Origin of the sequence: Formosa algae, from assembly GCF_001439665.1 — a bacterium.
In the GTDB taxonomy this organism is placed as follows: domain Bacteria; phylum Bacteroidota; class Bacteroidia; order Flavobacteriales; family Flavobacteriaceae; genus Formosa; species Formosa algae.
The window spans coordinates 261,535-275,779 of sequence record NZ_LMAK01000014.1; the positions used below are offsets into that span (position 1 = coordinate 261,535).

General features: G+C 31.4%; 13 protein-coding genes. 6 read left to right on the forward strand and 7 right to left on the reverse strand.

Going from position 1 to position 14,245, the window contains the following annotated elements; all coding sequences use genetic code 11:
- Positions 1–22: 22 nt before the first annotated feature.
- The 7 genes from AST99_RS06125 to AST99_RS06155 form a co-directional block, all read right to left on the reverse strand.
- Complete coding sequence (locus AST99_RS06125) at positions 23–616, reverse strand: hypothetical protein (protein WP_157486314.1); 594 nt, start codon at positions 614–616, stop codon at positions 23–25.
- A gap of 299 nt (positions 617–915) precedes the next feature.
- Positions 916–2,478: a carbohydrate-binding domain-containing protein gene (locus AST99_RS06130; RefSeq protein WP_057780256.1), complete on the reverse strand. Its 1,563-nt coding sequence runs from the start codon at positions 2,476–2,478 to the stop codon at positions 916–918.
- 412 nt (positions 2,479–2,890) lie between these two features.
- On the reverse strand, positions 2,891–3,418 hold the full coding sequence (gene hemG / locus AST99_RS06135; RefSeq protein ID WP_057780258.1) for a menaquinone-dependent protoporphyrinogen IX dehydrogenase: 528 nt from the start codon (positions 3,416–3,418) through the stop codon (positions 2,891–2,893).
- Position 3,419: 1 nt separating this feature from the next.
- Complete coding sequence (locus tag AST99_RS06140) at positions 3,420–3,839, reverse strand: UPF0158 family protein (protein ID WP_057780259.1); 420 nt, start codon at positions 3,837–3,839, stop codon at positions 3,420–3,422.
- Between the two features lie 23 nt (positions 3,840–3,862).
- Positions 3,863–4,597, reverse strand: a complete 735-nt coding sequence (locus AST99_RS06145) for an NYN domain-containing protein (RefSeq protein WP_057780262.1) — start codon at positions 4,595–4,597, stop codon at positions 3,863–3,865.
- A gap of 307 nt (positions 4,598–4,904) precedes the next feature.
- On the reverse strand, positions 4,905–6,503 hold the full coding sequence (locus AST99_RS06150) for a T9SS type A sorting domain-containing protein (RefSeq protein ID WP_057780264.1): 1,599 nt from the start codon (positions 6,501–6,503) through the stop codon (positions 4,905–4,907).
- 462 nt (positions 6,504–6,965) lie between these two features.
- Entirely contained in the window at positions 6,966–7,628 is a 663-nt protein-coding gene (locus AST99_RS06155) for a hypothetical protein (protein ID WP_057780265.1), read from the reverse strand.
- A 427-nt stretch (positions 7,629–8,055) separates the two neighbouring features.
- Here AST99_RS06155 and AST99_RS06160 point away from each other — a divergent pair, with 427 nt between their 5' ends.
- The 6 genes from AST99_RS06160 to AST99_RS06185 all read left to right on the forward strand — a co-directional run bounded on the left by AST99_RS06160 (position 8,056) and on the right by AST99_RS06185 (position 13,980).
- On the forward strand, positions 8,056–10,104 hold the full coding sequence (locus tag AST99_RS06160) for a tetratricopeptide repeat-containing sensor histidine kinase (RefSeq protein WP_057780268.1): 2,049 nt from the start codon (positions 8,056–8,058) through the stop codon (positions 10,102–10,104).
- Positions 10,094–10,735 (forward strand): response regulator transcription factor, encoded by a 642-nt coding sequence (locus AST99_RS06165; RefSeq protein WP_057780270.1) that lies wholly within the window; start codon positions 10,094–10,096, stop codon positions 10,733–10,735. The genes AST99_RS06160 and AST99_RS06165 overlap by 11 nt, the downstream gene beginning before the upstream one ends.
- A gap of 353 nt (positions 10,736–11,088) precedes the next feature.
- Positions 11,089–11,508, forward strand: coding sequence for a hypothetical protein (locus AST99_RS06170; RefSeq protein ID WP_057780272.1), 420 nt, complete (start codon positions 11,089–11,091; stop codon positions 11,506–11,508).
- Positions 11,509–11,532: 24 nt separating this feature from the next.
- On the forward strand, positions 11,533–12,150 hold the full coding sequence (locus AST99_RS06175) for an SIMPL domain-containing protein (protein ID WP_057780274.1): 618 nt from the start codon (positions 11,533–11,535) through the stop codon (positions 12,148–12,150).
- A 38-nt stretch (positions 12,151–12,188) separates the two neighbouring features.
- Positions 12,189–12,869 carry a Lipl32 family lipoprotein gene (locus AST99_RS06180; protein WP_057780276.1) on the forward strand — a complete coding sequence of 227 codons (681 nt, stop codon included), beginning with the start codon at positions 12,189–12,191 and terminating at the stop codon, positions 12,867–12,869.
- A gap of 625 nt (positions 12,870–13,494) precedes the next feature.
- Positions 13,495–13,980 (forward strand): hypothetical protein, encoded by a 486-nt coding sequence (locus tag AST99_RS06185; protein ID WP_057780278.1) that lies wholly within the window; start codon positions 13,495–13,497, stop codon positions 13,978–13,980.
- Positions 13,981–14,245 lie beyond the last annotated feature (265 nt).

Below are 14,245 nucleotides of genomic sequence, written 5' to 3' on the forward strand. Positions count from 1 at the left end.
ATGTTTGTTTATCATTTTATGGTTAGTCTGCAATCTTCATTAATTCAATATACAATTGATCTAAAAACATTTGTTGATTAGCATCTTCACTAAAATAACGTTGATAACTGACACTACACGATTCAATATCGGCAAGATTATTTTTATTACAAGACCAGTCGTTTGCATCTTTTACAGTTATACTTAAACTGTTACTACAGCTTTGCCACTGTTTAGAGAAAGGTGTTTCTTGGTCTGCAGCTAATGCGCTAAAATCTGCATTAACGGTATAACCCGTCATGTCTGTATTAAAAAACTTATAAATAGAAGTAATTGGTACGCCTCCCCAATTGATATAGTTGCCTTTTTCAAACGAAAGTTCTGTAATATCTGCTTCTTTAAGTAATTTGTCTTGCTCCATTTTTTGCCAGAAATAGCGTTGTTTATATCGTATTGTCGTGCCTTTTGGTATGTTTAGGTGTTTAATAATTATGGGCGCTTTGGTTATATAAAACGGACTTTTATCGACAGTATGTGTAGAATACATGGATGCCGATGCTTTAAGATAGGCGTAAAAGTAACCTCCAACTATGAGTATAAGTACTCCTAATATAATCAGTATCTTTTTTGTATTCATTGGTTATAGATGTCTTACTTTTAATTTAGATAACCTCTATCTGCTGTAAAAATGTCGTTAAATTTTTATAAAAGTAGTTTAGATTTAACAGTTAAATATACACAATTACCCTAATCACATGTAAAGATTCGTAGACTTACAGTGATTTTCTCTAAAGATAAAGCTTCGGTGATAACAAAAAAAAGCTTACACCATCGTCATGTTGATGGTGTAAGCTTATTATGATATTGTTGGAGAGATAATTGCTAGGAGAAGTAACTCTGGAATTCTTTACCAACTGCTAATTACTATTTTAAATATTATCGTCCGCCATTATCTCCTGTAGGACCTAAATCGCCACCAATTTGTGTTACGGTGCTATTTACAGTAAATTCATTTCCAGTGTCACTTCCGCCAGTATATGTTCCTGAAGTGTAAAGTCCGTTAACTTCTGTTCCATTACTTACAGTTCCTCCTGTATAGATTTTGTAGGTTGTTCCCGTTACTAATTTTGCATTAGAGTAAATTATAGTATTTACTTTATAAGGCACTAGATAAGTTAGGGCTTCTGTTCCATCTTCAGACTGAATATTTAATAGTGAATTGGCGCTTGTTCCATCAAAAACAACTGTGTTTTGTGTACTTACACTTGTTGTTGGAAAAGAAGAGTTTAAAGCTAGTCCTAAAATAGTTCCTCCAGTAATTTTAAATGTATTATCGTCGGTATCAAAACTTCCATCAGGTTCATCTTTTCTAATGGCAATCCCAATGGTTGTTCCTCCTGTAACGGTAATTCCTGTATTACTATCTATAGCATCGTTTAAGGTACTATAAACATAAGTGTTTCCTCCATTAATGTATAAGTGTCCGATAGCATTAAGGCCATCATCGTAGGCATTAATATTTATAGTTCCGTCGTTTATGGTCATGATACCTTTAGATTCTATTCCTTCACCTTTAGAGGTTGTGATTGTAAAAGTTCCTCCGTTTATAGTTACGTTAGGTGTGATGGATTCGTCTGGTTCATCTTCATCATCAATATCATAAGACGCTGCAATTCCGTCATCAACAGCATTGATGTTAAAAGTACCGTCGTTTATTATAATATATCCTTCTTCACAGTCCATACCATCGCTATCTGCCGTTAAATTAAGTGTTCCGCCATCTACAATAATATAATCGTTAGTATGTAGTCCATCAGACGCTGCTTCAGATACGGTGATTGTTCCACTAATTACTCTAATATAATCATCGCTTGCAATACCGTGTTTGTATTGTCCTGCTACGTTCAAGGATCCAGAACCACTAAATACTAATTGACCTTCACTAAAAAAGGTGGCTTTTGCATCTTCATCATCAGGGATATCGCTATAAGTTGCAGCATCGGTTAAGTTGTTTGTCCCTTCTAATATGACAAAAATAGTTTTAGACGATTGAATATTAATCGCTGGTCCGTCTGTATTGGTGATGCTTAAATCTGTTAATGATAATTTGAATTTTTTATCACTATACATTTTCAGCATACCATCTGTAGTAGTTCCAGAAACTTCGTAAGCTACTTCTGAAATGGATGAATTTACAGTTACATCTGCACCGTCTTGAGTTATTACTACATCGTCTGGTACGGGATTTGTAACGGTTACCGACGATTCTGAAAATACAATTTGTATTGTATTCTCGAAGGTGGCGTTTTCTACTAAATCATCTTCATCTGCTCCATTGTTGTCGGTATCGCCTTCTGGCGTGCCGGTGGTGTTGGTGTCTGTGATTGTAACATCTTCAGATAATGTAATCGATTCGTTGTTGTCATCACTACTACAAGCTGTAAACATAGCTAATACCATAGTAAATAGAGCTGCTTGTTTTAATGTTAAGTACTTCATAATTCTAATTGTTTTTAATCAACATGTTATTGTTATGCAGAGACATAAACCATTGAACGTTTAAGTAGCAGATTTTTAATTTGTTTTATATTGTAGGTAGTATAAACTAGACACAAGTATAAAATAACACCACTCAAAAACTTTAAATGTTGTGTTATATTGTCTCACTTTCATTGTTTTGTAGTACAAGTATATGAACAAGATGTTATTAAAATGTTACCAATCTGTGAACCCGCTCTATTTTTAAGTGAATAGACCGTATTGTACGATGGTTTAAATGGGATAAAATGGTCTTTTTAAAGCGATATGGATTATTGTCTAAAACAGAACCTTAGCGTAACAGTTTTAACTGTTATGAATGACTTTAAAATCGAAGCATATGGTAAGGCAACTTGCAGAACTTGAATTAGAACTAATTTTGACAGATTTGTAATGCAAAAGCTTTAACACGATCCCAATCTGTATATTCTATCGGAGTTTTAGATGATGTTGGACCGCCTGTCATTTTCATAATTATTTTAATCATGATACGATCCAAGATGTTGTAAGACTTATAGTCTAAAGTGCCAGCAAAAACATCTTTGCGTGTCGGAGTCCACTTTAATTCTTTAAAGAATTTAATGACGTACGGATTGTTATAATACCTATTTTTATCAGGTTTTCGAGCCACTAAATTCACCGAAAAGAAAGAGGTATCTATTAGCTCTAATTCCGGCTTATAATTTTGAATAAAAGCAGCAACCTTTTTACTATGTGTTCCATACCTGATACTGGCTCCGATTACAACTTTAGAGTATTGAGATAGGGGATAGGGAAAGTCAGAAATTTCGCAGAGATCTGTGCTATAACTAAAGTCTTGAAGGTATTCTGCAATGCGCCGACAGATTTTCAAGGTTTGTCCGTCTGTCGTCGCATATAAAATGGCAATGCGCTTATTCATGTTAATCTATCACGTCTAATTGTCGTTTTACATAATCTATGTAACGTGATTTTTTAAATACAAACCATTGCTGTCTAAAATGGTCTGAATTTTCTATTTGCCATTTAAAATTTTTAAACGGATTAGATGTATTTAAGGCTTCTAACAGTGTGTCTTTAAATACAGTATCTTTTAGTTGTGTAGCAAAATCTTCCATAACCTTATACATGTTATGGTTATCCATTTTTTCAAATTCAATATAATCAGTTGGATTACTATTCAATTTAGCCATATCGTCTTCCCAATCTTCAACATCAAGATCCATCCAATCGTCTTGGTGCATTATAGATTTTAATTCTCCGGTGTCTTTATGTAAATAACATCGCATACCACAATCTAAATCATCTGCGATTTCTTTTATTATAGTGTCAGATACTTTCATTGTTGTTATGTTTATAATTTTCTTTATCCTTTTTTTACTCTAACAAATATTAACTTATGTCTGCTTTTACTGTTTTCCCTTTGTTCGATTTCGAATTTATCTATAGATTTTATAAGCGGAGTTAATTTATCAAACCCATAATTCCTAGAATCAAAATTCGGACGTTTCTTTTGTAGAGAACTACCAACATCGCCTAAGAATGCCCATCCATCTTCATCAGATAAATCTTTAATTGTCGATGAAATTAAGTTTATATCCTTAGTCGTAATGCTATCTATAGTGTGTTCATTAGATTCCTTACTTTCTGTTTTTTCTTCGGTCTGTTTATTAAGAATTTCTATATAGATAAATTTATCGCAGGCCACTATAAAAGGGTTAGGTGTCTTTTTTTCTCCAATACCAATCACTTCCATACCAGCTTCTCTTAATCTGGTGGCTAATCGTGTAAAATCACTATCACTAGATACTAAGCAAAACCCGTTGACTTTACCACTATATAAAATATCCATAGCATCAATAATCATGGCAGAATCTGTCGCATTTTTTCCTGTAGTATAACCGTATTGTTGGATAGGCGTAATGGCATTCTCAAGGAGTAAATGCTTCCATTTAGATAAATTTGGCTTTGTCCAATCGCCATAAATTCTTTTAATCGTTGGATTGCCATATTTAGTAATTTCTTCCATCATTTCTTTAACATGAGCAGAAGGAATATTGTCACCGTCTATTAAAACGGCTAAATTTATATTTTGAATCATTGTATATCTTTTTGTTGTTCAGAAACAAGTCCTGAAATATGGCAATAGCTTAAAAAATGAATCAAGCTAATAGTATGATTTACCATATTATATGTTTTGTTGTCTAAAGATAAATGTAATCTTGTTTATTCGTACAAATTATTCGTACTTTTTATAACGAATTTTATACTGTTGGTAGCTGACCGTTTTTGTGGTAAATTTTAAATGTTGAATCATTGCAGATGCATATATAACATAAAAAAAGCTGTGATTAACTTGCGTAAATCACAGCTTTAAAAAACGTACTAAATTTAGACGTTTAAACTATTTAATTTTTGATTACTTTTTTAGTTACAGACGAATATGCTGTATTGATCTGAATAAAGTAAATACCACTAGTTTTGTTTAATAAAGACACTTTAATTTTTGAGTCTTTTACATCTGATATGGTATCTATAACTTTTCCTGTAATATCTGATACTAAAACACTTTGTATAGATTGACTTGTATTGTCAATAATCGCAAAGTCTGAAGTTGGGTTAGGATAAAGATGAATATACGCCACATCTGAATCTGATACACTTAAAGCTTCATCTTCAGAAATAAAATGAGGTTCTCTTCCTGTGGTTGTACTGTTTAAAGCAAAAAAGAATACACCGTCGTTATAGGCATAAAAACGCTTAGGTTTGTTTTCATCATCTTCTGTGATTATAACGGCTTCGGTACCATCTTCTGTTCCGTCTGAAATCCATAAATTTGTATTAAAACTACCACCAGCAGACATGTATATGTATTTATCTGTAGCATAAATTTCTGAAGGTAATACAAAACCACTTGAGCTTCCAGAGGCAATATCTTTAACCATATAGGTTCCAGAATCTGTACCATCACTAGTCCATAATTCAATACCATTGGCTCCATCATCACCTTTATAATATAATTTATTATTGAAAACTACTTTGTTTTGAGGTGTATATCCTTCACTTCCAGGTTCTGCATCTAAAACTAATTGAGTACCTGTTTCTGTACCATCGGTTATCCATAATTCTGCACCATAAGTAGCATCGCTACCTGCAAAAAATGCCTGATCTCCAATTACGGTAAAGGCAGGTTCATTAAGATTATTCGTGGTTGGTCTATTTAACGTTTTAATTTGTACGGTTCCCGCTGCTGTACCATCTGTTGTCCATATGGCATTGCTATTATCCCAAAACACTACTTTATCATTTAATGTTACTAAGTCGCCTGGATCTAAATCACCATTTATTTCAACAGTTCCAGCTTCTGTACCATCTGTTTTCCATAACCCCTCTATACAAGAAAATATAAGTTCATCATTAAGAATGGCATAGTCTTCTGGGTTGCTGCTTACAAAAGAAAATCTAATGTTTTTTACTAGAGCTGTTCCTGCTTCAGTACCGTCTGTAGACCATAATTCGTAGCCTTCATCATCAGATATTCCTGTAAAATAAACCTTGTCTTTAAACACGATAAAGCTTGAAGAACTTGCAAATGATGAAAAAGACACACCATCTGAGGCACCAGGATAGATATCGGTTACCATTTGCGTATTTTCAGCAACACCATCTGTAATCCACCATTCTATACCATTGGTTCCATTGTCTGCCGTAAAAACCAATTTATCGTTTATAATATAAAAATTGTCACAATCAGATCCCGCAGATCCTGGATTAATATCGAAGAATAATGAAGTGGTTGTACCGTCATACATCCATAATTCCGTCCCATTAACACCATCATTTGCTGTAAAATACAAGTTGCCTTTAAATTCAATCATAGATTTTGCCGAGGCTAAAGACACATCAGAATCTCCTGTTGGATTTATGTCACTTATAAGACTTGGGGTCTGCGCATTTGCTAAGAAACATGTTAATAAAGCATAAACTAGTAGGTAATTTTTTCTCATAATTATTAAATTTAATTTTTATGAATATAGTAAATTACTTACAACAGCTGCTGTGTCTTATATCTGTTGATGCCTTATTCTAACCGAAATTGTATAGTTTTCTCTCGATTAATACATCAGGTAATTAATGTGTTTTAAAAATTAATCTCAAACTTCTTATTTTTAAATAGTCATAACCGGCTTGCGTATAGTTTATTATGAATTTTTAAGGACCATTAAAAAAAAATTAAATTCACAGAAATTTATTTTTTGAAGTCGTTAAGGTATTGAAATCCCTCATTGAAAATAAATTTATTTTTTTTCAGATTATTCTTTATTTGTAAATAAAAACTTACAAATAAGAGGTTGGATCTCGTAAAAACCTCGATGAAATGTTTATATTTTTAGTTGAATTGAAAATATAGATGTGTTTCTATGTTTCACTTTATGGTTTTCAACATTTCTATTTAGGTATAGCAGGGTTTATTTTTGAAAAGTATAGATGTCAATTTGTTTTTTATCGACCTGATCTTTTGTAATGTGTTTAACCACTTTTTTAGTGAAACTTGGGGTTTTAATATAATAGATAAATTCGCCTGTTTCTGAAGCGATGTAATTCACTTTTAAGATATTGTTTCCTTCAATTAATGTTAAGTCTGTAAGTCCGCCAGAACCCCCAAAAGCTCTTAATGGATTTTCGTTTATTACGGTATGAAAAAATGAGATAGGTTCAGAAAATACAAAAGCTGCATCTGCATTACCTAAACTGGGTGCTTTATCTGGATTGTGATTATAGAATGTTGAACTGACACTTCCAGATGTTTTTTCACTAGAAAAATAGTAAAGTGGAGGGATTTCATTCACCGAGGTTAAGGCAAAACTGAATGGCATAGCGTTATTTGTCTTTTGCTTGAATTGTAAAGAAATGGTATTTTCGCCTTCTTTTAAAACAAATGCTATCTGATCTTTAAACATGGCAGGTAAGTCTGAGACTTGATCTTTTAAAGGATGGTTTTCGTTACAAATTTTTAGACTAGAAACATTGCCATTTCCTATAACAATACCATTTATGCTAAGTTGTACATCGTAACTGTTGTTATTTCCATGAACAAATAATTTTACAGGTTCTATGTCTTTGGTTGTCATATTTAAAAGGAAAAAAGAGGTTAAGATTAATACGCTTATTTTATTTAACATTGGTGTGTTGTTTTCTGAATTTTATATGACTTTTAGCGAGCTAAGAAGATTTTAAGTTTATCAAAAACCGATTAAAAAGCAGTGCTCAATTAGCCATATTTTGAAATGCAAATTTATCAAATAACAATAGAATATAGCTTCATTACATACGTTTTGTAAATAGGAGGGACGTCTTTTTTAGTTAAATATGATGCGGTTTTACGGTTTAAAGGTTTGATTATAATTGTTATATGTGTCTTGTAAATGCTTGGATAAAAAACTAATAAATCCCTGAATTCGGGGGTGCTTATACTTTTTGCAATAGCTACATTTGTATATGCTTTTTAAGCCCCAGAACATCATGCTCTTTCTATGTGTATGCTTCACCTCGTTGTGTATGGCACAATCTGCTGCGACTATAAGCAGAGAGAATGAAAAAGTAGACTCATTATACTATTATTTTAATAATGGCTCAGATAAAAAAGCTTACCAACAGGCTCAACACCTCTTAACTAAATTTAAAAACAATAAAGCTTTAGCGAACACCAATTTATTACTGGCCTATTACCATAATAAATATGCCGCTATAGATTCGTCTATTTATTATACCCATCAAGCCCTTAAAAGTAAAAGCACTGTAAACGATTCTTTAGGGATTCGTTTAACCATATTGGCCTATCAGTTACTCGCTATGAACAATAAAAAAAAAGGGCTATATCACGAAAGTAAAAAGTGGCACATTAAGGGGGCAGAACTCAGTGAGAAATACAACGAGACCAATTTGTATTATTCGCATTTACATGGTTTAGCAAGTACGTATATTGCTTTTGGAAAGTATCAGCAAGCTTTAGACCTTTTAGAACAATGTATTGCATATTCTAATGACGATGAGATTATTTTAGGTAGTTATATTAATTTAGGAACTATTTATTCATCTTTAAATAAATACAACATATCCAATAATTATTTACAGAAAGCCAAAGAGATTTGCGAGAAAGATCCTTATAGAACGCAAGCTTTAGCGAATGTGATGTTTAATATTGGAGATAATTATATAAACAACGGAGAGACTAATAAGGCGTTAATGCAATTTTATGATGCTAAAGATTTAAGCTTTAAAAATAAGTTTTACGATTTAGAATTAATTATTACAGATAAAATTGGAACCTTGTTATATAATGAAAGAAGAGATCATGATGCGCTTTTAATTTTTACAAGTGCCATACCAAAAGCCATGAGTTTAGGGTCTTTAGATGTGCTGATGCATAGTTACCTTATGCTTGAAAAAATTTCGGTTAGAAAAGACGACTATAATAAAGCCTATACTTACGGCAAGCGCTATTATCAAATAAAAGATTCTATAGAACATTCTCAAAAAGAACAAGAGATTAATAGTTTAGAAGTTAAGTTTGAAACTTTAGAAAAGGAAAAAAAGATAAAACTTTTACAAGTAGAGAACTTAAAAAAAACTTTAAATATTAAGAATAAAGATGCCGATATAGAAAAGTATAAACTACAACAAGCCATAATTGCAAAACAAAACGAAAATCAAGTTTTACTTTTACAAAACGGGGTCGAAAAACGTAAAAACGAAATTGCATTACTAAAAGAACGCGAAGCATTAAAGGCCGTAGAGTTAGATCGAGAAAAGACGGTTAAGTATATAGTTTTGGTTGCTTTTTTTATACTTCTTGTGCCAATTGTGGCGCTTTTAATTATTTACTATCAAAAATTACAGGCTCAAGGTCTGCTTAATTTAAAAGAGAAAGAAATAAACGTGCAGCGGGTTAATTCTTTAAAGAAAGATCAAGAATTAAAATTAATTAAAGCGTCTGTAGAAGGACAAAATCAAGAACGAAAAAAAATTGCTCAAGAGATGCACGACAGTGTTGGTGGTAACTTGGCGGCCATAAAACTTCAATTTAGTCAGCTTACACATCAACCTGAAAAAATGGAATTAATTTACAGTCAGCTAGACGATACGTATGAGCAAGTTCGTAATTTATCTCATAACTTATTACCAAAAAAAATCATAGAAAACGACTTTGTATTTCTTATTAAAGAATACATTTATACGGTAGAAGGGGCGAGTGAAATTAATGTCAACGTTTCTTTTTTTGATGAAGAAAAAATAAACGGACTTAATAAAATATTGCAAAACGAATTATTTTCAATATTTCAAGAATTAACAACCAATACTATTAAATACGCCAAAGCCAAAACCATAGATATACAGTTAGACCTTTTAAACGATTGTGTGTTTTTTATATATGAAGACGACGGTGTGGGTTTCGATGTATCAAAAACCACTTTAGGGATTGGCTTAACCAACATAAAGAACAGAATAGAAAATTATAACGGGACATTACATATAGATTCTAAACTCGATAGAGGAACCAGTATTAATATAGAAATTCCATTAAATGAACACATACATGAAGCATAACCTGATTATAGCCGACGATCATAAAATGTTTTTAGATGGCTTATTAAGTATTCTAAATACAGAAGGAAATTACAATATTTTATATACGGCAAAGCATGGAGGTCATGTTCAAAAATATATATCTATAAATACTGAAGAAAAAATTGATCTTGTTATCACAGATGTTACCATGCCCGAAGTAGATGGAATTGCGCTAAACAAATGGATAAAACAGACGTCTAGTGATATTAAAACCTTGGTGGTTAGTATGCATAATACACCAGATATTATAGACGATCTTATTGAAAACAATGTTGATGGGTATCTACAAAAAAATGCACAAAAAGAGGAATTTCTAAAAGCCATAGAAACCATTTTAAGTGGTGAAAAATATTTTTCGAAAGACATTAAAGATATTTATCTTCAAAATAAGTTCGAAAAAAATAAAGACAGAGAAGTAAAGCTGACAAAGCGTGAAGTAGAAGTCATTTCGCTTATCGCTGAAGAGTTTACAACTCAAGAAATTGCAGATCAGTTGTTTTTAAGTAAGCATACTATTGAAAGTTACCGAAAAAACCTGATTACCAAACTCAATGTTAGAAACCTAGCTGGACTCACAAAATACGCCATAAAAAAAGGCTATGTATCGTAGTCTATCACACACCTATTAATATATCAAGGCACTATTTATAGTGTCTTTTTTTTACGCAATTTTTTTAAACTCAGGTATAAGTCTAGAAATGAGAATGTAATACGATTTTTCAGTTTTATTTTAACTATAAAATGTTTTTTTAACGATATAAAACAAAATCTAATCCAATGTTAAGTGATTGAATTTTAGGATTTAAGCACATACTACCCTGTTTTCAGGGGGATGCAATTTCACTACATAGTGGGATAAGTAGTAGAGGCTATTCGTCTAAATTTGCTTAAGAATATGAGAGACATCAAAAAAAAAAAAGAGGATGCTTTCATTAATAAAACTAACCCTTAAAAAACAACATTATGATTTTCGGAATTACACTTATCTTATTAAGTATTATCGCAGTACCATCTTTATTATTATCTAAAAAACCAGATGCTAAAGAACTTTTAGCAAAAATAGAACCTTACCAAGGTTGGATCGGATTAATATTATGTTTTTATGGAGTATGGGGAATAGTATTTTCAATTTTAAACTTAGGATGGATTAGTACATTTCCTATTTGGTGGGGAACGTTATTAGCCGGTAACATTATTCAAGCAGTTTTAGGCTTTATGTTAGGCTTTAGTTTAATTAATACTTATGTATTATCTAAAAATGAAGCAGCTAAAGAGAAAGCAGTCATTTTAAGAGAAAAATTAGCACCAAAACAAGGAAAACTAGGTCTTATTGGAATTTTTGTAGGTGTTTGGATGATTGTTGCTAACATCTTATTCTTTTAATAAACACAACTAAATATATATATTATGAGAACTATAATTTATGCACTTATCGTCCTATTAACTTTACCAACTTTTGCTCAAGACAGTAATCATACCATTGAAGTTTTGGGAGAAGTTGAAAAAGAAGTATTGCCCGAGTATTATAACATTATAATCACTTTACAGGATGTTACAGTTTACGAATCTCAAGGCGAAATGGTAGTAACACCTTTAGAATCTGTCCAACAAAATTTCACAAAAAAGTTAAAAGCATCAGGAATAGATTTTAATCGATTTATAAGAAATACATATTACGAGTTTGCAATGTCTTATTCGCAAGGTAAAGCCACTGCTTGCTATAATTTACAAACATCAGATCAGGACGAAGTTAGAACAATATTACAACTTAAATCGGCAGGAGTGTCTATTGCGAATATAGATATGGAACCTATAAAGTTTTCAGATGCACAATTGGTAGATCTTTCTGTACAAGCCATTGAAAATGCAAAAGTAAAAGCGCAAGCTATTGCTAAAAAAATGAATAAATCTATTGGAGAAATTGTTAGCATTTCAGATCCTAATACAAGTCAACAATATATACAAACTTACGGTGTATCGAAAACTCAAACGCATAGCGTTACTGTATCTTTTGAATTGAAGTAAAAACGAATGTCTATATATAACAAAACACAAAATTAAATATGAAAATTAAATTACTAGTATTATCAGTATTCGCTTGCTGTTCATTTTTTAATGCAGAAGCTCAAAAATTATCAAAGTTTGGAAGTTCAATAGAGAAAAAAATTGGACCAAAAACCATTAAAGTACCTTACACAGATGTTATCTCTTATTTAGGATATGCAGAAGCAGGAAATGAAGATGAAGTTGTAGATGGTAAAAAATTCTATTATATCTACATATGGATTCCAGCTGTGGCACCAGAATTAGGAGTAAGAATGCTTTCTCCTGTAGCTAAAACTAAAGTTAAAGATGCTATTGAGTCTGCTGCCTATACAGAAAATAAATCTTCTAGCGATTATTTTGATACTTACATTACTTTAGAGCGTTCTACTATTTTTAAAGCAGAAGATATCTCTGAAGATGCTGTTAAAAGCGCAACGTGGACAAAACTTGCGAGTAATGACGATAGTAGTGAAATGCCAAAACAACCAAGCGGAAGTAGCTATAATTCTTTATTAAGATACGAAAGTGAAGTAGGAAGTCCTACAAAAGCTTTAACAGCTGGTTTATACCGTATTGGTTTTACAACATACAAAACAGGAGAAGTTAAAGGAACTTTTTTAGCAGAAGTTGCTGCTCCAGTGAAATTACCTGGTGTTGTTATGGCTAAAACTATTGAAGATCTTAAAAAAGGATTATAACCCTAAAACAGACATTCGTTTTTATAATAAGCCTCACTTTATATTTGTAAAGTGGGGCTTTTTTATGTATGCTTTATTTAATACATTATTAGATAAATTGTGCTGGTTCATATCTTTTAAAGTGGCATTATCACTACAGATTTCTAATATAAATCTCCTAATAACTATTAAATCAATAGACTAAGTGTACCTTAAATTATGAGTTCTCAAATATTATTTAAAAAAGGTATGTTTAACGGTGTATAAATAGAGAAAAGGAACTTTGAGGATTAAAATTTTAAATTATAATCTTTATTCTCTTTATATTTGCACGCTCTCAGGCTCTAATCATGTTTACTTGCTAGTTGTAAATGTGATTTAGTTTTCTTTTAGTCAGTAGGTTATAAGCAAAACAATGTGTTGTAGTATAAAGTGTTTGTAATTGGTATTGATTTATAGTAGATGTTTTTTTAACTCTTCTTTTGCAAACATCTCAAAAAACTATTTATTTTGGCTTTATATAATAACGTAATATTGTGGTCTGAAAGTGAAGCAGAAATGTCTTTTTTTAACATGGGATAAAATACATATGTAGCCATTTGTATTAAAAAAGATGTTTGTGAGATTTGCAAATGAATTATAAAGAATGAAAAAAAGTATAGTATTTCTACTCCTATTATTTTCTATAGCAGTACAAGCTCAGGAGGTAGTATTAATACCTAATATTAATCCAAGTGTCAGGCATTTAAGTCAGAGATTACAAGGTGATACATTATTATTACATACAGAAAGAGGCATCACTAAAGTAGAGTTTATAGGTGGTAAAGACACGCATACTTATTATGTAGACGATACAGATATACAGTTACCAACTAATTATTTAAGAACAGGTAAATACGCTGTGGCAGTAAGTTCTGAGGGCAATTTAATTATGCTTAATTTAGCCGTAAAACGCCTTTTTAAACCGGACACTTTAGATATGGTAAAGTACGATCGTAAAAAAGTTGTTATAGTAGTGCCTTATAATATATCTGATGGTAGAGAATTTAAACCTGCTTACGATAGTGATACTATTTATGTTAAAGAAACCAGAGACGAATATAAAATTAGATTGAGAGAAGAACAACAGTAAAATTTCATCTTATTATGTAAAGTTTTCATCTCTAAGCTTGAAGATATTTCTGAAAAAGATCGATTGTTTTTTTTGAGTAAATCTATTATTAATCTGTTTCAGTTTAAGTAAATAGGAGGTTTGCCAAGTTTTCTTCAGCACATTTAAATTGTCTGTAAAGGCATCTCTAGTATTTTTCATAATATCATACAAATCAGTTAGTGGTTCTAAGTATTATTAATCAGAATTCTAAACTAGATTTCTGTTTAAATCATATGATATAAAA

Bases quoted from the DNA above. Each gene is read 5' to 3' on its own strand.
- AST99_RS06125 (WP_157486314.1), bottom strand. From the start codon at position 616: ATGAATACAAAAAAGATACTGATTATATTAGGAGTACTTATACTCATA.
- AST99_RS06130 (WP_057780256.1), bottom strand. From the start codon at position 2,478: ATGAAGTACTTAACATTAAAACAAGCAGCTCTATTTACTATGGTATTA.
- hemG (WP_057780258.1), bottom strand. From the start codon at position 3,418: ATGAATAAGCGCATTGCCATTTTATATGCGACGACAGACGGACAAACC.
- AST99_RS06140 (WP_057780259.1), bottom strand. From the start codon at position 3,839: ATGAAAGTATCTGACACTATAATAAAAGAAATCGCAGATGATTTAGAT.
- AST99_RS06145 (WP_057780262.1), bottom strand. From the start codon at position 4,597: ATGATTCAAAATATAAATTTAGCCGTTTTAATAGACGGTGACAATATT.
- AST99_RS06150 (WP_057780264.1), bottom strand. From the start codon at position 6,503: ATGAGAAAAAATTACCTACTAGTTTATGCTTTATTAACATGTTTCTTA.
- AST99_RS06155 (WP_057780265.1), bottom strand. From the start codon at position 7,628: ATGACAACCAAAGACATAGAACCTGTAAAATTATTTGTTCATGGAAAT.
- AST99_RS06160 (WP_057780268.1), top strand. From the start codon at position 8,056: ATGGCACAATCTGCTGCGACTATAAGCAGAGAGAATGAAAAAGTAGAC.
- AST99_RS06165 (WP_057780270.1), top strand. From the start codon at position 10,094: ATGAAGCATAACCTGATTATAGCCGACGATCATAAAATGTTTTTAGAT.
- AST99_RS06170 (WP_057780272.1), top strand. From the start codon at position 11,089: ATGATTTTCGGAATTACACTTATCTTATTAAGTATTATCGCAGTACCA.
- AST99_RS06175 (WP_057780274.1), top strand. From the start codon at position 11,533: ATGAGAACTATAATTTATGCACTTATCGTCCTATTAACTTTACCAACT.
- AST99_RS06180 (WP_057780276.1), top strand. From the start codon at position 12,189: ATGAAAATTAAATTACTAGTATTATCAGTATTCGCTTGCTGTTCATTT.
- AST99_RS06185 (WP_057780278.1), top strand. From the start codon at position 13,495: ATGAAAAAAAGTATAGTATTTCTACTCCTATTATTTTCTATAGCAGTA.